This is a genomic window from Streptomyces sp. NRRL S-455 (assembly GCF_000717875.1).
Lineage (GTDB): Bacteria > Actinomycetota > Actinomycetes > Streptomycetales > Streptomycetaceae > Streptomyces.
On sequence record NZ_JOCT01000004.1, the window covers coordinates 622,860 to 645,310 of the forward strand.

Here is a 22,451-nt window from a genome sequence, read left to right on the forward strand (position 1 = left end):
TGCCAATCTGCTGGTGCGCACCAGATGAAGGGTCACTCCCGATTTGCGGTGTGCAAACAGCGGCCCTTCGCGGCCGTGTCGGTTCGGGATGGCTCGCTTCCGGGTGGGCCCTGAGCTGGTCGTTCCTTGAGAACTGCATAGGTGGGCCCCGTCTCCCCGAGTCGAAAAGACGGATCGCGCGGTAACGGACTGCGCTCAATCCTCCGCAGCGCCCTCTACGCCTGCTGCGGCCGGTTGCCTCCGCTGCTCGTCTCGTACGAGCAGCGCTGAGGGGAGCCGGATGTTCCGACTTCAACGGCAAGTGCCCCCGGTGCTCGAACACCGGGGGCACGGTTCGGGCCGTTCACCTGTGAGAGGACAACACGACCCAATGAACCACATCGTCACTGTTCAGGACGCTGTTACCGCGTTCGCCGACTGGACCGAGCCGACGGACGCTGAGCTGGACGCGATCGAGCAGGAGATGCCCGTCATCCTGGCGGACGTTGACCTGTTGGACGCGCAGATCATCACCCTGGACCGCATCCCGACCGAGCTGGACAACCGGCGTCTCCGCCGGGCCCGCCGCCGGGCGCTGGCCGCGCGTCTCGCCGTGGCCAACCGCACTGACGCCGCGACCCTGTCCGGGGGTGCCGCATGAGCGCCACCACACGGAGCCTGACCGCAGCGCATGCGGAAGTGAAGGCGGAGATCACGCGGACCGACACCAAGACCGGTCTCTTGCTGGCGTTCGTCGGCGCGGTGCTCGCCGGCGCGTGGACGGTCGCCCGGGACCTGCCGCTGAACCTGCCCGCCTACCTCGCGGGTGGGGCCGGTATCGCGCTGCTGGTCGCGGCGGCCGGTCTGCTGCTGCACTCGACCCGGCCGAACGTGCGCGGCCGGCACGGGTTCCCGCTGTGGGCCACGCTCACGGCTGAGGAGATCACCGACGCCGTCGCGACCGACCTTGCTGCCGACATCGCCGGACTGTCCCGGCTGGCAGTCGCCAAGTTCACGTGCCTGCGCCGTGCGGTCGACCTGACCTGCGCCGGCGGGGCGCTGCTCATCCTTGCGGCCTTGATCACGGCGGGTGGCGCGCTGTGAACACGCTGACCGCGCATATGTCGAGCGATGGCGGGCCGTGGCGCCTGTCCGACGTCCTGTACAGCGAGACCGAGTGGCCGACTGTCCGGTGGGAGTCCGGCCAGGTGCCCACCGTGGCGGAGCGCCGGGAGGCACTGGCCTACCTCGGTTACGAGGTGGCGCCCGGTGCCGAGTGGTCCTGGATTGAGGACAGCCAGAAGCACGGCGACGCCGGCACGCCGGTCGTCCTGATCGCGGCCGTGGACGTGCGCGAGCAGGAAGGGGCCACCCCATGAGCGCCAAGACCGTTCTGCCGGCCGTCGCGATGACGGCCGTGTCCATGGTGCTCACCCTGGCCGTGGTCATGATGTGGCTCGGCACGTCGGTGCCGTGGCCGGTCGCCCTGGTCGTCGGCCTCGGGATCGATGGCGGATGGCTGACCACCCTCGCCTACGAACGGCGCCTTGCCGCGCAGGGCGACCACAACCCTGCCGTGACCGGCGTGGGCTGGTTCTTCGGCCTGGTCGCAACCGGTGTCCTGGTAGCCCACGCCCTCACCACCGAGGAATCGGCCGGCGCGTGGCTGGCCGTGGCGTGGCTGCCCGTCGCGGCAAAGGCGCTGTGGCTGGTGCACGGGCTGTGGGAGCGCACCGCGCTCACCCCCGGGGCGCTGGACGCCATCCGAGGTATCCAGCAGGAGGCCCGCGACGAGGCGGCCGTGGCCCGGGCCCGGCTGCGGGCCGAGGCGGTCACCGAGGAGACCCGGTTGACGGCCGTGACGGGTGCCGGCGCCCGCGTCGCACGCGTCCAGGCCAAGACCGCACGAACCCTCTCGCGGGCGTGGTCGACGCTGGAGACCACGCGGCAGGGTGAGGACACAGGCAGGGCGCTGACCAGCGTGACGAGCCGCGTCACGCCCGGCGTCACGCCCCGCTGGGAACTCCCCGTGTGGGGACCCACGGAGCCGGTTCCCGTGCTGGAGACGGCACCCGCCCTCACCGACGAGGCCCTTGACACCCTCGTCGACCAGATCCGTCACAGCGAGACGCCAGCCCTGTCCTACCGCGAGATGGCCGCCCGCTTCCGCGCTGCTGGCCACTCCGCCTCCGAGGTCCGCCTGCGGGCCGCCTGGAAGCGCGTGGCCTGATGGGGGCGCTGCCGGTGTACCGGTGGCGCGTGGCCCCGGACGGATACGCCACCCGCCGCCAACTCCGCGCACAAGGTCTGCGCCCCGGCGGCCAGGACGTGGCCGCCCAACTCGAACGGCCACGCCGACGGCGGGAGCCGCTGGTCGCCTACCTCTACCGCATCCAAGACGCCAAGCCCGTGCGGCCGATGACGCCGGCGAAGTGGGCGGCGCTGGAGAAGGCCAACACCGCCCGCCGCACCTGTCCCGAATGCGGTCGAGATGCGGGCTACGTCATCCCCACCTCGCTCGGCATGTGCGTGACCTGTGCCTATGCCGACGCGCAGCGCGCAGCTTGATCACGTAACGGGCCCGGCCGCTCACCTTCCACAGCGCCGACCGGGCCCGCTCATCCCTCCCACTGGAAGGACCTTCAGTGAAGCATCCCGACGACGACAACGAACTGTTCAACCGGATGGAAGCCGAGATGGCAGCCGACCGCGGGGCCGATGTGGTCGACCTGGACAAGGCCCGTGCTGCCCGCGAACCCGCTCCGACCGACGCCGAGTCCGGCGACCCGGCCACGCCCGTCATGGTCGACAAGCCCGGCACGGCCAAGGCGGGGCCCGGATACCTGGGTCGGCTCGCTGCGGCCAAGCGGCGCCCGGTCGTCCCGCTGTGGCTGCGGTCGGTGGCGGAACTCAAGACCGCGTCGGCGTGGGTGGCCCGCCACTACGCGCACACCATCGGCTACCACACCCTGCGCTCACCGGTCTACGCCGCCCGCCTGACCATGCAGGCCCCGACGGGGCTGGCCCGGTTCGTGGGCGGCACCATGCGGTGGATGGCCGACCGCGAGGGCGAACCGGTCCGCCTGGCGGCCGTGCGCCGCGAGGACGCGGCCGAGTACCTGAAGCTGTCCCGGCAGCGTGACGGCCGCGTGAGGCTGCGGACCCTGGTTGCGGTGCTGGGCATGTTCGTCGGTCTCGGCCTGGCCATCGCCCTGTATGTGCTGGCCCCGGACTGGCTGCAAGTGCTGTCCGTCGGCGCCCTGGTGCTGGCGTTGGGCGTCAACGGCCGCAAGGCCGACGCCCCGGTCATTCACCGGGCGGTGGAGGTCCCCAAGGCGTCCAAGCTCACCAGTGACATCGTGCTGCGGGCCCTCGGCTCGCTGGGTATCCCGGCGATCAATCAGGCGCAGGCCAAGGGTGGGGACGGGTTCGAGTTCACCGCCCCAATCACCCGCGACGGCCCCGGCTGGCGCGCGGAAGGAAATCTCCCCTTCGGCGTGACCGTCACCGACGTGATCGAACGCAGGGAGCGGCTCGCGTCGGGTCTGCGTCGGCCGCTGGGGTGTGTGTGGCCTGAGGCCGTCTCCGATGAGCACACCGGGCGCCTGGTGCTGTGGGTCGGTGACCAGGACCTGAAGTCCGCGCCGAAGCCCGCGTGGCCGCTGCTGAAGTCCGGCACCGTGGACCTGTTCAAGCCCGTCCCCTACGGCACGGATCAGCGCGGACGCTGGGTTGAAGTCACGCTCATGTTCATCGCCGGTGTCATCGGCGCCATCCCGCGCATGGGCAAGACGTTCCTGTTGCGGCTGCTGCTGCTCATCGCCGCACTTGACCCGCGTGCGGAGCTGCACAGCTACGACATGAAGGGCACCGGCGACCTCGACCCGGTCGGCGAGAAGGTCTCCCACCGGCACGGCGTCGGCGAGGAAAACGAGACGATCCAGTACGCGCTGAACGACTTCCGCGCCCTGCGCGAGGAACTCCGCCGCCGCACCAAAGTGATCCGCTCACTTCCCCGGGACATCTGCCCCGAGTCCAAGGTGACCAGCGCCCTTGCCGACAAGCGCTCCCTGGGCCTGCACCCGATCGTGATCGCCGTGGATGAGTGCCAAGTCCTCTTCGAGCACGCCGAACACGGCAAGGAGTTCGAGGAAATCGCCACCGACCTGGTCAAGCGCGGCCCGGCCACCGGGATCGTGCTGCTGCTGGCCACCCAGCGCCCGGACGCAAAGTCCCTACCCACCGGCATCTCTGCGAACGCCGGCGCCCGCTGGTGCCTGAAGGTCATGGGCCAGACCGAGAACGACATGGTCCTCGGCACCTCGAGCTACAAGCGCGGCGTGCGCGCGACCATGTTCGCCTGGGGCGACAAGGGCCTGCACTACTTCGTCGGCGAGGGCGCCGACGCCCGGATCGTCTCCGCCGCGTTCGTGGACGCACCGGGCGCCGAAGCCATCGCCGCCCGCGCCCGCACCGTGCGCGAAAAGGCCGGACTCCTGTCCGGCTACGCCCTCGGCGAGACACCTGAGCAGGCCACCGGGCCGGCCTACGACCTGCTCGCCGACGTCGCCGCGGTGGTGTCGGAGAAGGAGGAGCGGGTGTGGAACGAGCGGATCGCCGCCCGTCTCGCCGAACTCCGCCCCGAGATCTACGGCGGGTGGAAGGGCGAGAACGTCACCTCCGCCCTCAAGCCCCACGGCATCCGCACCCGCGACGTCGCCGGCACCACCGACGACGGAACCCGCACCACACGGCGCGGCATCGTCCGCGCCGACCTCCTCAAGGCGATTGCGGAGCGTGACGGAAAACCGGGCGCCGCATAGCGCCCACTCGCTGCTACCGGTAGCAGGTACGCCTGCTACCGGTAGCACCCCCGCTAGCACACCAAACCCGCTCCCACCAGCCCACTAGCGGATAGCACCCCACCTGCGGAAACCCCCGAAAACCCGCCCGGAGGGCCCCAGATGACCCCCACTCTCCTTACTATCGCCTGCCTGATAGCCATCACAGTCGGTTACGGCGGGCTGTGTGCGGCCTCGCCGTTCGGCGACTGCCGCAAGTGCCGTGGCATGGGCCACGCCCTCAAGCACGACCGCAAAGGGCGACTCAAGCGCGGCAAGGACTGCCGCCGCTGCAAGGCGACCGGCAAGCGCATCCGCGCCGGCCGCTGGCTCTACAACCGCTGGGCGCGCATCTACCGCGCCGGCACCGACACCCCCCGCCCGGGAGGCACCCGATGATGCTCAACATCTCCGCCGTGCTGCTGTTCGGCGCCGCGTCCTTCCTCGCCGTCAAGACCAAGTCCGCCGGCGGCGGCGCCGCCATCGTCCTGTTCCTGTTCGGCTTCTTCGCCGCTGGCACCGGCGCCTACGAGCCCATCCACAACCTCGTGCAGGCATCCGCCGACGCCCTGACCGCCCTCGGCAACTGAGGAGACCCGCCGTGAACGAACCCACCGCCTACAACCGCCCGGCCAGGCACGAGACAGCCGCCGTGGAAGTCCACCACCCCACCCCGATCGTGCCCGTGCAGCCAGGCACCATCCCCACCGTGGCGAGCGTCGTCCTGCCCGACGGCCGCATCGTCACCGGCTACTCCGTCGAGCCCGCGAAGCCCGAACGGGTCGCCGCCAAGCCGCCGGTTTCCCGCGCGGCGGTGAACGTCGCCCTCGGGGGCATCGGATTCCTCGCCGTGTGCGGCGGCCTGCTGCTGCTCACCACGTTCATCACCGCCCTGACCGCACTCGTCACCCAGCTCATCACCCTCGCCGCCGTCATCTTCGGCGGCTGGATCGCCGTGCAGGTGTTCACCGCGAGCAGCAACAAGGGCGACAACACCTTCAACATCCGCAAAGCCGTCTTCAAACGCAACCACTTCCATAGCTGAGGGAGACCGTGATGCGACTGCGTGTCCAGCTCACCCACTGGCCCCGCCGGGCCCTCGTCCTGACCGACACTCCCAACCCGAAGTGCCCGCGGTGCGACGGTGACGGCGGCATAGGTCACCACTACGGCGACCCCGAGACCGGCGAGTACGCCGGCACCAACTGGGAGCCCTGCACCTGCTGGGACGACGTCCGCCGCTGGGTCCTGCTGCCCCTGCCCTACTGGTTCCGCCGCACCCCGTCCCACTACAGCGACGAACCGCCCTTCTAGCTACGCCAAGGGCGGCCCCCTCATCTCGCCAAAGATCCGGGGCCGCCCTTGTCCAACCCGTCCTCATCAGACCTGTTGGAGGCCTACCAGCATGACGCAACCCACCGACATCCGGCGAGCGCTCGCCTTACTCACCCCGGCCCGGCCCTTCCGAGTGCTGGACGGGTGCTGCTGCATCGGCGGCGGCACCGAGGGATACCGGCGCGCGTTCGGCCCCTACTGCCATATCACCGGCGTGGACATCGAGCCCCAACCCGACTACCGGGGCGACGCCTTCCACCAGGGCGACGCCATCGAGTTCATCCGCGCCCACGGCCACGAGTTCGACTTCATCCACATCTCCCCGCCCTGCCAGGGCGAGGGCGCCCCGACCAAGGGCACGAACAAGGCCCGTAACGCAGCGATCGGTCGCACCTATCCCCGCCTCATCGGTCCCGCCCGCGAAGCGCTGGAGGCCACCGGCCGGCCGTACGTGATCGAGAACGTGGCCGGCTCGGAAGTCCGCAAGGATATACGCCTGTGCGGCGAACAGTTCGGACTTTCCGTGATCATGCACCGCTACTTCGAACTGGGCGGCTGGACAGCCTTACAGCCGTTCCACCCTCAGCACCGGGGCCGCGTGCGCGGCTACCGACACGGCCAGTACTTCGACGGCCCCTACGTCGCCGCGTACGGCAAGGGCGGCGGTAAGGCCACCGTGGACGAGATCCGCGCGGCCAAGGGCATCGACTGGTCCACCGACCACCTTCGGCTGCGGGAGGCACTCCCTCCCGCCTACACCGAGTGGATCGGCCGCGCCTACCTCGCCGCCCTCGCGCCCGCGTTGGAGGTGGCCGCGTGACCATGCTCCCCAGCACCGACCTGACCCGGCTGGGCCTGCTGGCCTGGGCATTGGAGGCCACCCGCCGGAACTGGGCGGTCATTCCGCTGCGCCCCATGGACAAGCGGCCCGCCGGCCACGCCGAACGGCTCTGCCCCGGCACCGGCCGCTGCGCCGACGGGCACAAGACCCCCGAGCAGCGCGCCACCACGGACACCGAGCTGCTCATCGCCGCATGGGCGCACCAGCCGTACAACGTCGGGATCGCTACCGGCCCGTCCGGGCTGCTCGTGGTCGACCTCGACACGCTCAAGCCCCAAGAGCCGAAAGGGACGCCTGACGGCGCCGCCAACTTCCAAGCGCTCTGCGAGCGCGCCAGGCAGACCGTCCCCGCCACCTACCGGGTGCGGACCGCACGCGGTGGCGAGCACCTGTACTTCACCCAACCGCCCGGCGCCCGGCTGCACAACACCGCCGGACGGCTGGCGAAGAAGATCGATACCCGGGGTTGGGGCGGGTACGTCGTCGCCCCCGGCAGCACCACCCCCGACGGCACGTACACCGTCCTGGACGACCGTAACCCCGCACCGCTGCCCGTTTGGCTGCACGAGGCCCTGAAACCCCCTCAGCGGCCCACACGGGCCCCCGCAGGGCCCATCGTGGCCCGTGCGGACGGGTACGCCGCCGCCGCGCTGCGCGGTGAAGTGCACAACGTCGCCACGGCTGCCGACGGCACCCGCAACGCCACACTCCTGCGGGCCGCACGCGCACTCGGACGGCTGGTCGCGTCCGGCGACCTCGACCGGGCGGAGGTTGAGCAGGCTCTTAGTAGGGCGGCAGCGGGCAACGCCACCCAGTCCCAGCGCTACTACGACGACGTCATCAGCCGGGGCCTGGACTGGTCCATCGCCCACAACCCCTCCGGCAGGCGAGCGGCATGACCAATCCCCCGCCCACTAAGAGCCTCACCGCCGCCACCTCCCAGCCGATCGCCGCTCCACAGCCTGCGGACGCGACGGCCGTGGGCGAGCCGAAAGGGGCCGCCCGCAAGGGCGTCCGAACTGCTCTTCGCCCTGACCCGCAGCGGGAGGACAACCGCCGCATCACGGGGTGGCTGCACATCAGGGCCCCGTACGGCGCACAGCCCAGCGCCCTGTCCACGTGCGAGTGCGGCCGGCACCTGCGTGCGTTCGGCCAACGCCGCGTGCTCGCCCTGACCGAAGACCACGCAGCACACCGCGACACCTGCCCGCTCCGCAACTCCCAGGAAGGGAGGCCCGCCGCATGACCGGCACGGAAGAACTGCCCCCACCCTCCAACCCGCTCGCCGTCGCCCGGCGACTCCTGCCCGCCTGGCAGGCCGATGGACGCTTGATCGTCCGGCGCTGGCGCGGGTCATGGATGCGCTGGAACGGCACCTGCTGGCGCGAGCTGGACGAAGCCCAGGTCCGCAAGACCTTGTACGAGCGGCTTGAGCACGCCGTCTACCAGGCACCCGGCAAGGACGGCGAGACCGAGGAACGCGACTGGGCACCCACGAAACCGAAGATCAGCAACCTGCTCGACGCCATGAGCGCCATCACCCTCCTGCCCACCGACACAGACGCCCCCGCCTGGATCGACGACCACGGAGACACCGGACAGGACCACGGCCCCATCGTGGCCTGCCAGAACGGGCTGCTACGCATCCGGGACCGCACGCTTCTGCCGCACACCCCGGAGTTCTTCAACCACGTCTCCGTGCCGTTCTCCTACGCCCCGGACGCCACCGCACCGACGTGGGAAGGGTTCCTGTCGCAGCTCTGGCCGGACGACCCCGACTCCCTAACCGCACTTCAGGAGTGGTTCGGCTACGTCATTTCCGGCCGGACCGACCAGCAGAAGATCCTGCTCATGGTCGGCCCCTCCCGCTCCGGCAAAGGCACCATCGCCCGCGTACTGAAAGCGCTGGTCGGCAAGGAGAACCTCGCCGGACCGACCCTCGCCGGACTCGGGACGAACTTCGGCCTGTCCACCCTGGTCGGCAAACCCCTCGCAGTGATCTCCGACGCTCGCCTGTCCGGCAACGACAACAGCCAAGTAGTCGAGCGGCTGTTGACGATTTCCGGTGAAGACACGATCGACGTGGACCGCAAGTACCGCGCGGTCTGGACGGGCAAGCTGCCCACCCGGCTGATGATCCTGTCCAACGAACTGCCGCACTTCGGCGACTCCTCCGGCGTCATCGCCAACCGGTTCATCCTGCTCAGCACCCGCCTGTCGTGGCTGGGCAAGGAAGACTCCACCCTCACCGACCGGCTCATCGCCGAAATGCCCGGCATCATCAACTGGGCCCTGGAAGGACTCGCCCGCCTGGAACGCGCCGGCCGCATCACCGAACCGGCAACCAGCCGCGAAGCGATCACCACCATGCGCGACACCGCCTCACCCACCAGCGCATTCATCCGCGAACGCTGCACCACCGGACCCGCGTGCACCGTGCCCGTAGACACCCTGTGGGCCGTCTGGCGGGAGTGGGCTGAGGACAACAACGTCAAGCCCGGAACCAAGCAGGTCTTCGGCCGCAACCTGCTCTCCGTCGTCCCCCAGCTCAACCGGACCCGCCCCCGGGCGCCCTCCGGCGAGCGGATCGCGACGTACCACGGGATCGCCGTCACCGGTTGACCCCAGAATCTCCCGGGTCGCGGCCCATCGCGGCCCACCACCCCTGACCTGCACCTTTCCGCACCGGTCACGGCTGCCCATCGCGGCCCGCCCGACGCACAGCATGGGCCGCGATGGGCCGCAAAACCCCCAAGCAAAACCGCAGGTCACAGGCTTGGGCCGCGATGGGTCGCGACCCACAGCATTGTGACGCCAACCACACCCGAGCCCTGCTCTCCTCACCCCAAGGAGATCTCCGCATGAGCACCCCTACCCGTCGGCGCCGTCCGCCGAAGGACGAACTGGTGCCCCTGAGTGAGGCACTGGAAGAACTCCGCATCAGCCGCGCCACTTGGTACCGGTGGCGCAACCAGGGCTACGCACCGGAGGCACGGCGCACGCCGTCCGGCCGCATCTGCGTACGCCGAAGTGTCCTGGACGCCTTCAAGGACGAATTGGAAGCCGCGTGACCGACTGGAGCTACACCGTCAAGATCTGGGCTATCCGGAAGCGCGATTACCGGAAGCCCTACCAACTCCGCTGGAAGGTGGGCACCCGCCCTCACTCGGAGTCGTTCCTGACCATGGGCCTGGCGGAGAGTCGCCGGGCCCAGCTCATTACCGCCGCTCGCGAGGGTGAGCCGTTCGATGTGGACAGCGGCCTGCCGAAGTCCATGGTCGACAAGGAGCGCGATATCTCGTGGTACGAACACGCGCGCAACTACATCGAGATGAAGTGGGACGACTCCCCCGGCAACACGCGTCGCACGCTGTCTGAGGCCATGGCCACCGTGACGCCCGCATTCGTGAAGGACACCAAGGGGATGCCGGACGCCAGGACCGTCCGGCGCGCCCTCTATAGCTGGGCGTTCAACAAGAACCGCTGGAACGCGGAAGTACCTCCCGACGTGGCCAAGGTGTTGGACTGGTTCCAGCGCAAGTCACTTCCCGTGTCCGCACTGTCTGACCGCCTGGTTGTTCGGGCCGCCCTCAACGCTCTCTCCAAGAAGTTGGACGGCAAGCCCGCAGCAGCGGGAACGATCAGCCGAAAGCGTGCGATCTTCTACAACTCGCTCGAATACGCGGTGGACGCCGAGCTGCTCTCCGACAACCCACTTGACCGCATCAAGTGGAAGGCACCGGAGCAGGTCGTAGAGGAGGTGGACCCGGCGTGTGTGCCGAACCCTGCGCAAGCTGCAAAGCTTCTGGACGCCGTTCGAGACCAGAGCAAGCGCGGTCGCCGGCTCGTAGCCTTCTTCGGCTGCATGTACTACGCAGCCGCACGTCCGGCGGAAGTCATCGGGTTGCGACTTCAAGACTGTGACCTGCCGCGCCGCGGATGGGGCCTGCTCCGGCTCCGGGAGACTCGCCCCCGCTCCGGCACTGCCTGGACAGACAGTGGAGAAGCGCACGAGAAGCGGGGACTGAAGCACCGCCCGCGCAAGGCAGTGCGACGCGTACCGATCCCACCCGAACTGGTCGCCCTGCTGCGATGGCATCTCATGGCATACGGCACGGCACCCGACGGCCGCGTGTTCCAGACAATGCGCGGCGGGCTGATCCAGGACACCGGTTACGGCGAGGTCTGGGCCGAAGCTCGCACACGAGCCTTAACCGCCGCCGAGTTCGACTCGGTGCTGGCCAAGCGCCCTTATGATCTTCGCCACGCTGCGGTGTCCACCTGGCTCAGTTCCGGCGTCGAGCCTCAGCTTGTCGCCGAGAGGGCCGGCCACAGCGTGGCCGTGCTGTTCCGCGTATACGCCAAGTTCCTGAAGGACGGGGATGAGGCAGCGAACGCCAAGATCTCAGCGCGCCTGAACGGGCACGGCTGATCGCCGTGGACGCCGTCCACGCCCCGTCCACACAGCCCGAGAAAGGGCGGTCGATCACGAGACACAGTGAGACAGTGGGCTGATCTCGCGACCGCATGACGAAGGGCCCGTGGCCTGCGATAATCGCAGGCCACGGGCCCTTCGTTTCCCGTGTGGCGGCGCCAGGATTCGAACCTGGGAAGGCTGAGCCGGCAGATTTACAGCGGGCTGGTGACGGTCGGCCTGAGAGGCATTCTTCTCATTCCTGGCCGTGCTGGGGGACGTCTGGGACCCGGTGCCCCGCCCCGAGCGACGAAGGGCAGCCGCTACTACGTCGCGTGCCGTCTGTGCTGTACGGGATCACTTGCAGCTCGTACTCCGTTTGGGTGACAGGTGGAACTGATGCGGTGGGATGGTGGTCCCTCTAAGTGGGCAATGCCCTACGGGGCGCGATGCGACGGTGTGGCCGGTGGCGCCGTGCCGCTTGGACCGGAGGGCAGGCGTATGGAGATTGAGCTGGCGGATGCGGTCGCAGCGTTGCGGGATGAGCTGTTGGAGGCTGCGGCGCGGGGTGCGGGGCAGGATCTAGCTTTCCAAGTCGGGCCGGTGGAGATGGAGTTCGCAGTGGAGTTGCGGGCTGACGCCAAGGTGAAGGCTGGGTTCAAGGCCTGGGTGGTGTCGGCGGATACGGAGGCCGGAATGGCGCGGGGGCGAACGCACCGGGTGAAGATCGCCTTGACTCCGAAGAAGCTGGAGGGTGGGGATCTGCTCATTCATGGCCGTCCGGATCGGCAGCAGGGCCCGGGAAGCGTCGAAGACAGGATCGAAGACTGACTTCATCCTGGGCCTGACCATGGCATGGGACATATCGGGGCGGGGATGGATCGCGAACGCGTGGTGGCTGTCGACGGTGCCGACGGGCCGGGTTCGGGCTATCTGATCAGTGATCATTTGGTGTTGACCTCGGCTCATGTCGCACCGGCTCTGGGTGAGTCAGCCGAGTTCTTCCAGCCTGGCCGCACGCTGCAGTACTCGGCCAGAGTGGTGTGGCGCGGCACTCCGGGCGGCCGGGATGATGCCGCCTTACTCCTCATAGACGACCCGGCCTGGCAACCCGTCCAGAGTCCTGCCGTCCGGTGGGGCCGGCTCGTTACCAGCAGGCCCGGAATCGCCTGCCAGACCGTTGGTGTGCCGAACATGGTCCAGCGATCCGAGAAGCCGGCGGAGTTGTGGCAGGCCACCGGCACGATCAATCCCGTCACCGGCCGTGTCGACAACCGGCATGTCGTCACCCTTGGCGAGCACCCGCCTCGGTCCACGGACGTGAGTCCCTGGGGTGGCCTGTCCGGCGCGGCTGTCTTCTGCGGGAACCTGCTCACCGGGGTGATCGCTGCCGACCTGGCAGGACTGGCTCATGCCGGCTTGCATGCCGTTCCTTTGTACGTGCTGCTTCACGACCAGGCCTTCCGCGACACGCTGGCCCTGCACGCCCCGGAGACAGGCACGGGCATGGAGCCGGTCGAGTTGCAAGGGCTGGCGGACCACACCGACACGCTCAACGCCACCAGCTCTCGAACGGTTTCAACGCCCGCAGCACTGCTGAGGGCCCGGCGGTCGGTCGTCCCCTTCCGCGGACGCGAGGACCTGCTCACCCAACTGTGTTCATGGGCTGGTCAGCCGGGCTTCGGAGCGTGGCTGGTCCACGGCCCTGGCGGGCAGGGCAAAACCCGCCTCGCCCACCACTTCGCCACCATGCTCGCAAGCCAGAAATCGTGGGCCGTCCTGTGGCTGCGCGCCGACGTCTCCGACGGCTCCCTGGACGTGGTGGCCGCCACGACGGGGCCTGCACTGATCGTCGTGGACTACGCCGAGACCCGCACCAGCCAGCTCACCGCCCTCTGCCAGGCCCTGGCCCGGCACGACATCGGCATGGGCACTGGCACGGCGGTGAAAGTCCTACTGCTGGCCCGTAACGCGGGCGACTGGTGGCAGACCTTGCAGGCCAAGACGCCCGCAGCCGAAGAACTGCTGGACGGCACACCCGTCACCCATCTGGATGCCCTGGAGCCGAGGTCTGAGAACCGGCTGGACGGCTACCGGGAGGCGGCCGACAGCTTCGCCGGGCAACTCCCCTTCGTCCAAGGCTGGCAACACCACGACTGGCCGGCACTGGCCCACCGGCTCTCCCGGACTATCTCAGCAGCGGCGATCGACAGGGAGGGCATGGGCACGGCTCTGACCCTGCACATGACCGCCTTGGCCGACCTTCTCGACGCAGCCCAACCAGCCGATGTCGCGACAAGTGGCAGACCGGCTTCGGGTGTGGAAGACCGACTGCTGCGCCACGAAAGGCGGTACTGGGAGAACTCCGCCGTCGCGCGGGCCCTTCATCCTGCGCTCACCATGGACACTCTCACTGATGCTTTGGTTGCCGCATTCCTGCTCGGAGCGCGCGACCGGCAACAAGCTGACAGGCTGCTCGCCAAGGTTCCTGGGCTTACTGATCAGAGCGAGGACCGTCGCAACAGCGTGCACCGCTGGATCACCGCGCTGTATCCCCCGGCCGATGGCGGCGTGTGGGACAGTCTTCGTCCGGACCGGCTCGCTGAGCGCTTCACCGGCCGCCACTTGCTGGCCCACCCCGACCTGCCCGATCGCCTCCTGCCCGGTGCTACCGAGGCCCAGGCCCGACAACTGCTGACCGTGTCCACGCGGGCCGTAGCCCACCCACCCCTGCGCGGCTCGCTTGCCCCTCTGCTCACCGAGCTGTGCCTTCGCAACCCTGACACCCTGGTGCCAGCAGCGATCGAGGTCGCTACCCAGACCGAAACCCCCACCCCACTCCTGCACGCCCTGGCCCGGATTGCCGATGCTCCCGACACGGCTCTCGACACCCTGCGGCAACTCTCCAACCGGCTCCCATACTCGAGCCACAACCTCGCCGAGACAGCCGCCCACCTCGCTCAGCGACTCGCAGACCACCACCGCGCCCTGGCCGCTACCGCTCCTGACACCTTCCTGCCCGACCTCGCCACGAGCCTGAACAACCTCTCCGTCCGGCTCGGGGAGCTGGGGCGGCATGAGGATGCACTGGCCGCCATCGAGGAAGCCGTCACCCTCCGCCGCGAGCTAGCCGCCACACGACCCGACGCCTTCCTGCCCGACCTCGCCGGCAGCCTGAACAACCTCTCCGTCGATCTGGGGAAGCTGGGGCGGCGTGAGGATGCACTGGTCGCCATTGAGGAAGCCGTCACCCTCTACCGCGAGCTGGCCGCCACGCGACCCGACGCCTTCCTGCCCGACCTCGCCACGAGCCTGAACAACCTCTCCGTCCGGCTCGGGGGGCTGGGGCGACGTGAGGATGCACTGGCCGCCATCGAGGAAGCCGTCACCCTCTACCGCGAGCTGGCCGCCACGCGACCGGACGCCTTCCTGCCCGACCTCGCCATGAGCCTGAACAACCTCTCCGTCCGGCTCGGGGAGCTGGGGCGGCGTGAGGATGCACTGGCCGCCATCGAGGAAGCCGTCACCCTCCGCCGCGAACTGGCCGCGGCACGTCCCGACGCCTTCATGCCCGACCTCGCCGGCAGCCTGAACAACCTCTCCGCCGATCTGGGAGAGCTGGGGCGGCATGACTCTACCGCGAACTGGCCGCGGCACGTCCCGACGCCTTCATGCCCGACCTCGCCGGCAGCCTGAACAACCTCTCCGCCGATCTGGGAGAGCTGGGGCGGCATGAACAACCTCTCCGCCGATCTGTGGCAGCTGGGACGGCGTGAGGATGCACTGACTGCCATCGAGGAAGCCGTCACCCTCTACCGCGAGCTGGCCGCGGCACGTCCCGACGCCTTCCTGCCCGACCTCGCCAGCAGCCTGAACAACCTCTCCGTCTGGCTCGGGGAGCTGGGGCGGCGTGAGGATGCACTGACCGCCATCGAGGAAGCCGTCACCCTCCGCCGCGAGCTGGCCGCGAAACACCCCGAGATACATCGGGCGGCCCTCGTACAGTCCCTGCGAGTTCTGTCCTGGATGCAGGACGGCCAGCGGTAGGCATCCCAATCGACACAACCAGCCATGCTCTCCGAGCTGCTGAGCCACTGCCCCAACGCCGGGCGGAAACATGCCCAGGTGGACCGGTACCGGACCGCCCCGGCTTCCAACGCCGGGGTCGGTGACCTCCTCACTCTCAGCGAGACCTTCCGTCGAAGTGCCTTGGCAGACTTACTGAGGGACGGGTTCGGCAACTTTGAGCTGCGCTTTCCTTCCTTAAGGCCACTCTCGGGGGCACATGGGGGATCAAGGGCGCTCAGGCTGCGTCTCTCGCCTTTGAACCGGTAACCCGGCGCGTGAGGCCGCGTCTCCGTGCTCCCCCTCGCCGGGAAGAACCAGCAACGGATCGTCTGGCATGACGAGCTTGTCCACCGGCCGTTGGGCAAGCCATCCCGAGCGCCTGTGTGACGGCGTCTCAGTTCGCACGTGCCGGAAGCCGAGACGCTCGTAGTAGCGCAAGCTCCGTGACCGGCTCGCCACGTGGGCAGAGCAGGCACGCGGGTTCGTCTTGGGGGCGTGGCCCTATATGCCGGACGGGGTGAGCGACCGGCCGGCAGACGTGTGGGAACCGCTGCTCGCCGTCGCCGACGCTGTCGGTGGGGACTGGCCCGAGCGGGCACGCGCGGCCTGCGTGACGCTGGTGACCGCCTCCAAGGCCAACGACAAGGGGCAGTCTGGGCGTTCGGCTGCTGACCGACCGACCTGCGCGACCACGTCATGGTCGGTATCGACCGGCTGCCCACCGTCGCCATCCTCGACCGGCTCAACGCGCTCGACGACGCCCCGTTGGCGGACCTGTATGGCAAGCCGCTCGGCACCCGGCGCCTGTCGCGGATGCTCGCCGAGTACATGACGGCCGACAACGAGCCCATCACCTCCCGCAACATCAAGGCCGCAGGGAGCGTGCTCAAGGGCTATTACGCCGCCGATCTCCGGGATGCATGGTCCCGCTACTGCCCCCCTCCCCCGGAAAGTCCGCTACCTCCGCTACCCGGCACCGAAAAGGCAGCCTGACCAGCACAAACGCGCTACCCATCCGCTACCGCTACCCCTTCCCGCTACCTCGCACAGGCCTCTGACCTGCGCGGTAGCGGCGGGTAGCGGAAGTAGCGGCCCTTAGAAGGCCCCTGGACGCCTCACCCGAGAAGGAGTCATCACCTTGGCTGGCACCAAGATACTCAAGCTCCCCGAAGTCCTCGAAGAGATCGAGGAGCCGCGCGGCCTTCTACCGCATGCGCGCCCGTGGCCAGGCCCCCAAGCTCATCAAGCTCCCGAACGGTCAACTCCGCTGCCGCCGCGCCGACCTCGACGCGTGGTGGTCGTCCATGGAAGACGCCGCCTGACCGCCTCCCGCATACGAGACACGAGGGCCCGCTTCCGGCGGGCCCTCCTGGAGTTCATATGGCACTGACCTACGACGTTCGGCTCTACTCCATCGAGGTCCGCAAGGACCGCCCCAAGCCCTACCGTGTGCGCTGGCTGGTCGGGGAACGCAAGCACTCCAAGAGCTACAAACTCAAAGTGCAGGCCGAGGGACGCCGCTCTGAACTTATGTCCGCCGTGCGACGTGGCGACCAGTTCGACGAAGAGACCGGCCTGCCCGTATCCGAGCTGCGAGCTAAGCAGGGCTCCATCACGTGGTACGAGCACAGCCGCGCGTACATCGACCGCAAGTGGGCACTGGCGCCGGCGAAGTCGCGGAAGAACTATGCCGATGCTCTGGCGACAATCACCCCTGCGCTCGTGAAGACGAAGACAGGGATGCCCGACCCCGCGCTGATGCGGCGCGCGCTGTACGGGTGGGCGTACAACCGGAACCGCTGGGAGGCGACCCCGCCGGACGATGTGGCTCGCGCCCTCGCCTGGATCTCCAAGCACTCCATGCCGGTGTCCGCCTTGGAGGACCCGGCGACCGTACGTCTCGCCCTTGACGCGCTGTCCCTACGGATGGACGGCAAGGAGGCATCGCCGCGCACCGCGAAGCGCAAGCGAGCCTGCCTGAGTGACGTTCTCGGGCTCGCCGTGGAAGAGCAGTACTTCGCTGCTGGCCGGGGTGCGTGAGCAGGGCCCGCGTGGGCGGCATCTGGAAGCGTTCTTCGGGTGCCTGTACTACGCGGCCATGCGTCCCGCTGAGGCTGCCGGACTGCGGGTGAGCCAGTGCCACCTTCCTGAGACGGGGTGGGGGATGCTTACCCTGCGGCAAGGGGTCGTCCGGGCCGGTCGGAGCTGGACTGATGACGGGACGGCGCATGAGACGCGCCATCTCAAAGCCCGTGCCAAGAACGACTCCCGTCCGGTGCCGATCCCGCCGCACTTCGTCCGCCTGCTCGGCAGCACATCGCCACGCACGGCACGGCATCCGACGGCCGGCTCTTCCGAACGAACCGCGATGGCCTGCTACAGGAGACCGGCTATGGGGAGGTGTGGGCGAAGGCCCGAAAGGACGCGCTGAGTGAGGCGGAAACGGCCTCACTGCTGGCCCGCCGCCCCTACGACCTCCGGCATGCAGGGGTGTCCTTCTGGATCAGTTCCGGGGTTGATGCGATGGAGTGCGCCCGCCGTGCCGGGCACAGCATCGCGGTGCTGCACAAGGTGTACGCCAAGGTGCTCGACCAGACGCGGGAGCGGGCGAACGACCGGATCGACGCAGCCCTACGGGAGTGGAACGAGCCCGAGTGATCATGCTCACCGCCGGGGGACGCCTGGGGGACACGCACTGATCAACGGTGGGATGTGGGCGGTACGAGGTGAGACACGTCCACGCCCCGTCCACAGCAAGTCGAACAGAGGTGATCAACGAGAAACCCCCTCCGACCAGGTTATATCCCTGGTCAGAGGGGGTCTCGAATCAACTTACCCAGTGTGGCGGCGCCAGGATTCGAACCTGGGAAGGCTGAGCCGGCAGATTTACAGTCTGCTCCCTTTGGCCGCTCGGGCACACCGCCTGGGTTGCTGCCTGACGCACCGCCTTGCGGTGGTGCTCCGTGGCAACGACGTAAACAATACCTGATGCGGAGGGGTGCTTCGCCACCCGATTGATCGGCGCCCGGACGGCGGGGGGTGGCTAGGCTTGTCCGGATGCGGCCAGGGACCTGAACGGGCCCGGCGGCCGCCACGTACGCCGGTACGCACGATACGCACCCTGATACAAGGAGCCACAGGACATGGCCGACTCCAGTTTCGACATCGTCTCGAAGGTCGAGCGGCAGGAGGTCGACAACGCACTCAACCAGGCCGCCAAGGAGATCTCGCAGCGCTACGACTTCAAGGGCGTGGGTGCCTCGATCTCGTGGTCCGGCGAGCAGATCCTCATGGAGGCGAACTCCGAGGACCGGGTGAAGGCTGTCCTCGACGTCTTCCAGTCCAAGCTGATCAAGCGCGGCATCTCGCTGAAGGCTCTGGACGCGGGCGAGCCCCAGCTCTCCGGCAAGGAGTACAAGATCTTCGCGTCGATCAAGGAGGGCATCTCCCAGGAGAACGCGAAGAAGGTGGCGAAGACCATCCGCGACGAGGGCCCCAAGGGCGTGAAGGCCCAGGTGCAGGGCGAGGAGCTGCGGGTCAGCTCGAAGAGCCGTGACGATCTGCAGGCCGTCATCACGCTGCTGAAGGGCAAGGACTACGACTTCGCGATGCAGTTCGTGAACTACCGGTAGGCCCATCGGCCTCCGCGCTCCCGATCCGCACGCGGTACGAAGGGCGGGCACCTGCTGGTGCCCGCCCTTCTCGGCTGTCGGCTGCGGTCGGTGGGTCCTGACGCACGCGGTCGGTGGCGCGGTCAGTCGCGCGAGTGGCCGAACAGGAGGCGGTAGGCGATCAGGAGGACGAGCGACCCGCCGATCGCCGCGGCCCAGGTCGTGCCGTCGTAGAAGTCCTTGGTGATCGGGTGGTCCATCCAACGGGCCGATATCCAGCCGCCGATGAACGCGCCCGCGATGCCTATCAGGGTCGTGCCGATGAGGCCGCCCGGGTCGCGCCCCGGCAGCAGGAACTTCGCGATGGCTCCGGCCAACAGTCCCAGGATGATCCAGCTGATGATGGTCATGCCGTGAACCTGCCCTTTCACGCTGTGCCCGCACTGTCCGGCCGTGTGATCTTGCTTGCGGCGGGTCGTGCTCGTGCGTCGTACGTCGGGCGCCCGCGTGCGTCGCCCTGACCGCGCGCGTTCACGCCGTGTTGGTGGGGAGGACGTCCTGGCTGCGCCCGGCGGTTGCACTGATCAGTAGGGTGCGAGGCATGTCAGCCTCCAGTTCAGGACTGCGCCGCACCCTCGGAGTGGGGGATGCCGTCGTCATCGGACTCGGCTCGATGGTGGGAGCCGGGATCTTCGCCGCCCTCGGGCCCGCGGCCCATGCGGCCGGGTCCGGATTGCTGCTCGGGCTCGCCGTCGCCGCCGTGGTCGCCTACTGCAACGCCATGTCGTCGGCTCGCCTCGCCGCCCTGTATCCGGCCTCGGGCGGGACATACGTGTACGGGCGCGAGCGGCTCGGGGAGTTCTGGGGATATCTCGCGGGCTGGTCGTTCGTGGTCGGCAAGACGGCCTCCTGTGCGGCGATGGCGCTCACCGTGGGCACGTACGTCTGGCCGGAGCAGGCGCACGCGGTGGCGGTCGCGGCCGTGGTGGGGCTGACCGCGGTGAACTACGGCGGTATCCAGAAGTCCGCGTGGCTGACGCGGGTGATCGTGGCTGTGGTTCTGGCTGTCCTCGCTTCCGTGGTGGTCGCGTGTCTGGTGTCCGGTGAGGCCGACGCCGGCCGGCTGGACATCGGGGTCTCGGACGGTGCGGGCGGGGTGCTTCAGGCGGCCGGTCTGCTGTTCTTCGCGTTCGCGGGGTACGCCCGGATCGCGACGCTCGGCGAGGAGGTGAAGGATCCGGCGCGCACGATTCCGCGCGCCATCCCGCTCGCACTGGGCATCACGCTGGTGGTGTACGCGTGCGTGGCGGTGGCCGTCCTCTCGGTTCTCGGTCCCGAGGGGCTCGGGGACGCTTCGGCGCCGCTGGCCGACGCGGTGGGAGAGGCCGGGGCGCCCTGGCTCGTGCCGGTGGTGCGGGTCGGTGCTGCCGTGGCCGCGCTGGGGTCACTTCTCGCCCTGATCCTGGGTGTCTCGCGGACCACGCTGGCCATGGCCCGGGACCGGCATCTTCCGGGCGCCCTGGCGGCCGTGCATCCGCGGTTCCAGGTGCCGCACCGGGCGGAGCTGGCCGTGGGTGCGGTGGTCGCGGTCCTGGCCGCCACGGTGGACGTCCGGGGCGCGATCGGGTTCTCCTCCTTCGGTGTGCTGGCGTACTACGCCGTGGCCAACGCTTCGGCCTGGACGCTGGATTCGGCGCCGGCGGCGCGAGTGGTGCCGGTGGTGGGGCTGGTCGGGTGCGTGACCCTGGCGTTCTCGCTGCCGGTGGTTCCGGTGGTCGTGGGCGCGGGTGTGCTGGTGCTGGGGGCGGTGGCGTACGGGGTACGGCGGCGGTGGGCACCGACCGGGGGTGGGAGGGCGTAGCACCTTCCGGGCTTTCTGCCCGGTCCTCGCCGTAGGTGGGAAACCCTCCCACGAGCGCGGGTGTTGAGGGTCTCGGGCGCTACTCGTGTCGGCAACTGCTCGGTCGCGGTCATGGGTTCATCATGCAGGCCACCGCTGACAGCCGTGCCGGCCTGTGGATAAACCCCGGCCTGTGGAGAACCAGGGGTGCCTGCCCTCTGGAAGCAGGCAGCGTCGCCCCGCCGTCAGCGCACGGCGAACGGCTCGTCCGTCCGTACGATGTCGCGGCCCAGCGGGAGCAGCGAGACCGGGATGAGCTTGAAGTTGGCGATGCCGAGCGGGATGCCGATGATCGTGATGCAGAGGGCGAGGCCGGTGGCGATGTGGCCGAGGGCCAGCCACCAGCCCGCGAGCACCAGCCACAGGACGTTGCCCACGCAGGACGGCGCACCCGCGTCACGCCGCTCGACCGTGGTGTACCCGAAGGGCCACAGGGCGTAGACACCGATACGGAACGCCGCGACGCCGAACGGGATGCCGATGATGGTGATACAGAGGAGCAGCCCCGCGGCCATGTAGGCGAGGAACAGCCAGAAGCCGCTGAGGACGAGCCATATGACGTTCAGGACAGTCTTCACTGGTTCCCACCTGCCATCTTCTCGAGCCGGGCGATGCGGTCCGCCATCGGCGGGTGCGTGGAGAACATCTTCGAGAGGCCCTGGCCGGGCCGGAACGGGTTCGCGATCATCATGTGGCTGGCCGTCTCGATGCGCGGCTCCGGCGGCAGCGGCAGCTGCTTGGTGCCGAGTTCGAGCTTGCGCAGGGCGCTGGCCAGGGCAAGTGGGTCGCCGGTGAGGTGGGCGCCCGACGCGTCCGCCTGGTACTCCCGGGAGCGGCTGATGGCCAGTTGGATGAGCGAGGCGGCGAGCGGGCCCAGGATCATGATCAGCAGCATGCCGAGCAGGCCGGGGCCGTCATCGTCGTCGGATCGTCCGATCGGGATCAGCCAGGCGAAGTTGACCAGGAACATGATCACGGACGCGAGCGCGCCGGCGACCGACGAGATGAGGATGTCGCGGTTGTAGACGTGACTGAGTTCGTGTCCGATGACCCCGCGCAGCTCGCGTTCGTCCAGGAGTCGCAGGATGCCTTCTGTGCAGCACACGGCGGCGTTGCGCGGGTTGCGGCCCGTGGCGAACGCGTTGGGTGCCTCGGTCGGCGAGATGTACAGGCGGGGCATGGGCTGGCGGGCCTGGGTGGAGAGCTCACGGACCATGCGGTACAGCGCCGGGGCCTCGAACTCGCTCACCGGGCGGGCACGCATCGCGCGGAGTGCCAGCTTGTCGCTGTTCCAGTACGCGTACGCGTTGGTGGCCAGTGCTACCAGTACGGCGATGACGAGCCCCATGCGGCCGAAAAAGCTGCCGATGACGATGATGACGGCGGACAGTCCCCCGAGGAGGACTGCGGTCCTGAGCCCGTTGTGCCGGCGGTGCACGGTACGCCCTCCAAGTGGTGCGGC

General features: G+C 69.0%; 24 protein-coding genes, 1 tRNA gene and 3 pseudogenes. 24 read left to right on the forward strand and 4 right to left on the reverse strand.

The window, feature by feature from the left end:
* Positions 1-370 precede the first annotated feature (370 nt).
* The 22 genes and pseudogenes from IE97_RS0108525 to IE97_RS38315 all read left to right on the forward strand — a co-directional run bounded on the left by IE97_RS0108525 (position 371) and on the right by IE97_RS38315 (position 18,136).
* The gene (locus tag IE97_RS0108525) at positions 371-640 is read left to right on the forward strand and encodes a DUF6284 family protein (RefSeq protein WP_030234006.1); all 270 of its coding nucleotides are present in this window, start codon (positions 371-373) and stop codon (positions 638-640) included.
* Positions 637-1,083, forward strand: coding sequence for a Pycsar system effector family protein (locus tag IE97_RS0108530; protein WP_030234010.1), 447 nt, complete (start codon positions 637-639; stop codon positions 1,081-1,083). Before IE97_RS0108525 ends, IE97_RS0108530 begins: the two co-directional genes overlap by 4 nt.
* Positions 1,080-1,358, forward strand: a complete 279-nt coding sequence (locus IE97_RS0108535) for a DUF6303 family protein (protein WP_030234012.1) — start codon at positions 1,080-1,082, stop codon at positions 1,356-1,358. The genes IE97_RS0108530 and IE97_RS0108535 overlap by 4 nt, the downstream gene beginning before the upstream one ends.
* The gene (locus IE97_RS0108540; protein ID WP_030234015.1) at positions 1,355-2,209 is read left to right on the forward strand and encodes a hypothetical protein; all 855 of its coding nucleotides are present in this window, start codon (positions 1,355-1,357) and stop codon (positions 2,207-2,209) included. Before IE97_RS0108535 ends, IE97_RS0108540 begins: the two co-directional genes overlap by 4 nt.
* Entirely contained in the window at positions 2,209-2,547 is a 339-nt protein-coding gene (locus IE97_RS0108545) for an RRQRL motif-containing zinc-binding protein (RefSeq protein ID WP_030234018.1), read from the forward strand. Before IE97_RS0108540 ends, IE97_RS0108545 begins: the two co-directional genes overlap by 1 nt.
* A gap of 77 nt (positions 2,548-2,624) precedes the next feature.
* Positions 2,625-4,802, forward strand: coding sequence for a cell division protein FtsK (locus tag IE97_RS0108550; protein ID WP_030234021.1), 2,178 nt, complete (start codon positions 2,625-2,627; stop codon positions 4,800-4,802).
* 141 nt (positions 4,803-4,943) lie between these two features.
* Positions 4,944-5,219, forward strand: a complete 276-nt coding sequence (locus IE97_RS0108555) for a hypothetical protein (protein WP_030234024.1) — start codon at positions 4,944-4,946, stop codon at positions 5,217-5,219.
* Entirely contained in the window at positions 5,216-5,410 is a 195-nt protein-coding gene (locus tag IE97_RS0108560; RefSeq protein WP_030234027.1) for a hypothetical protein, read from the forward strand. The genes IE97_RS0108555 and IE97_RS0108560 overlap by 4 nt, the downstream gene beginning before the upstream one ends.
* Before the next feature lie 11 nt (positions 5,411-5,421).
* Positions 5,422-5,865: a hypothetical protein gene (locus IE97_RS0108565; RefSeq protein ID WP_030234030.1), complete on the forward strand. Its 444-nt coding sequence runs from the start codon at positions 5,422-5,424 to the stop codon at positions 5,863-5,865.
* An 11-nt stretch (positions 5,866-5,876) separates the two neighbouring features.
* The gene (locus tag IE97_RS0108570) at positions 5,877-6,134 is read left to right on the forward strand and encodes a hypothetical protein (RefSeq protein WP_030234033.1); all 258 of its coding nucleotides are present in this window, start codon (positions 5,877-5,879) and stop codon (positions 6,132-6,134) included.
* Positions 6,135-6,225: 91 nt separating this feature from the next.
* Entirely contained in the window at positions 6,226-6,975 is a 750-nt protein-coding gene (locus tag IE97_RS0108575; RefSeq protein ID WP_030234036.1) for an SAM-dependent methyltransferase, read from the forward strand.
* 2 nt (positions 6,976-6,977) lie between these two features.
* Complete coding sequence (locus IE97_RS0108580) at positions 6,978-7,895, forward strand: bifunctional DNA primase/polymerase (protein ID WP_030234039.1); 918 nt, start codon at positions 6,978-6,980, stop codon at positions 7,893-7,895.
* Positions 7,892-8,242 (forward strand): hypothetical protein, encoded by a 351-nt coding sequence (locus IE97_RS40005; RefSeq protein ID WP_078603134.1) that lies wholly within the window; start codon positions 7,892-7,894, stop codon positions 8,240-8,242. The genes IE97_RS0108580 and IE97_RS40005 overlap by 4 nt, the downstream gene beginning before the upstream one ends.
* Positions 8,239-9,618 carry a DNA primase family protein gene (locus IE97_RS0108585; RefSeq protein WP_051704881.1) on the forward strand — a complete coding sequence of 460 codons (1,380 nt, stop codon included), beginning with the start codon at positions 8,239-8,241 and terminating at the stop codon, positions 9,616-9,618. Before IE97_RS40005 ends, IE97_RS0108585 begins: the two co-directional genes overlap by 4 nt.
* 239 nt (positions 9,619-9,857) lie before the next feature.
* The gene (locus tag IE97_RS0108590) at positions 9,858-10,067 is read left to right on the forward strand and encodes a helix-turn-helix transcriptional regulator (RefSeq protein ID WP_030234046.1); all 210 of its coding nucleotides are present in this window, start codon (positions 9,858-9,860) and stop codon (positions 10,065-10,067) included.
* A complete protein-coding gene (locus IE97_RS0108595) occupies positions 10,064-11,428 on the forward strand; it encodes a tyrosine-type recombinase/integrase (protein ID WP_030234049.1) in 1,365 nt (454 codons plus the stop codon). The genes IE97_RS0108590 and IE97_RS0108595 overlap by 4 nt, the downstream gene beginning before the upstream one ends.
* Positions 11,429-11,911: 483 nt before the next feature.
* Complete coding sequence (locus tag IE97_RS0108600) at positions 11,912-12,241, forward strand: trypco2 family protein (RefSeq protein WP_030234052.1); 330 nt, start codon at positions 11,912-11,914, stop codon at positions 12,239-12,241.
* A 24-nt stretch (positions 12,242-12,265) separates the two neighbouring features.
* A complete protein-coding gene (locus tag IE97_RS38300) occupies positions 12,266-15,106 on the forward strand; it encodes a tetratricopeptide repeat protein (protein WP_051704882.1) in 2,841 nt (946 codons plus the stop codon).
* Between the two features lie 36 nt (positions 15,107-15,142).
* The gene (locus tag IE97_RS0108610; protein ID WP_030234056.1) at positions 15,143-15,457 is read left to right on the forward strand and encodes a tetratricopeptide repeat protein; all 315 of its coding nucleotides are present in this window, start codon (positions 15,143-15,145) and stop codon (positions 15,455-15,457) included.
* Positions 15,458-15,914: 457 nt separating this feature from the next.
* Positions 15,915-16,471, forward strand: a pseudogene (locus IE97_RS38305) (DUF3631 domain-containing protein); the annotation flags it as partial.
* Positions 16,472-16,616: 145 nt separating this feature from the next.
* A pseudogene (locus tag IE97_RS38310) lies at positions 16,617-16,800 on the forward strand (helix-turn-helix transcriptional regulator).
* A 58-nt stretch (positions 16,801-16,858) separates the two neighbouring features.
* A pseudogene (locus IE97_RS38315) lies at positions 16,859-18,136 on the forward strand (tyrosine-type recombinase/integrase).
* A gap of 184 nt (positions 18,137-18,320) precedes the next feature.
* Here IE97_RS38315 and IE97_RS0108630 read toward each other — a convergent pair.
* Positions 18,321-18,402 (reverse strand) — tRNA-Tyr (locus IE97_RS0108630).
* A 219-nt stretch (positions 18,403-18,621) separates the two neighbouring features.
* Between IE97_RS0108630 and IE97_RS0108635 the strand changes: the two genes are divergently transcribed.
* Positions 18,622-19,110 carry a YajQ family cyclic di-GMP-binding protein gene (locus IE97_RS0108635; RefSeq protein WP_030234060.1) on the forward strand — a complete coding sequence of 163 codons (489 nt, stop codon included), beginning with the start codon at positions 18,622-18,624 and terminating at the stop codon, positions 19,108-19,110.
* 122 nt (positions 19,111-19,232) lie between these two features.
* Here IE97_RS0108635 and IE97_RS0108640 read toward each other — a convergent pair whose 3' ends face one another.
* Positions 19,233-19,499, reverse strand: a complete 267-nt coding sequence (locus tag IE97_RS0108640) for a GlsB/YeaQ/YmgE family stress response membrane protein (RefSeq protein ID WP_030234067.1) — start codon at positions 19,497-19,499, stop codon at positions 19,233-19,235.
* 191 nt (positions 19,500-19,690) lie between these two features.
* Here IE97_RS0108640 and IE97_RS0108645 point away from each other — a divergent pair, with 191 nt between their 5' ends.
* The gene (locus IE97_RS0108645; RefSeq protein WP_030234072.1) at positions 19,691-20,950 is read left to right on the forward strand and encodes an APC family permease; all 1,260 of its coding nucleotides are present in this window, start codon (positions 19,691-19,693) and stop codon (positions 20,948-20,950) included.
* Positions 20,951-21,174: 224 nt separating this feature from the next.
* Here IE97_RS0108645 and IE97_RS0108650 read toward each other — a convergent pair whose 3' ends face one another.
* Both IE97_RS0108650 and htpX read right to left on the reverse strand, forming a co-directional pair.
* A complete protein-coding gene (locus tag IE97_RS0108650; protein WP_030234075.1) occupies positions 21,175-21,567 on the reverse strand; it encodes a YccF domain-containing protein in 393 nt (130 codons plus the stop codon).
* Positions 21,564-22,427: a zinc metalloprotease HtpX gene (gene htpX, locus IE97_RS0108655; RefSeq protein WP_030234078.1), complete on the reverse strand. Its 864-nt coding sequence runs from the start codon at positions 22,425-22,427 to the stop codon at positions 21,564-21,566. The genes IE97_RS0108650 and htpX overlap by 4 nt, the downstream gene beginning before the upstream one ends.
* Positions 22,428-22,451 lie beyond the last annotated feature (24 nt).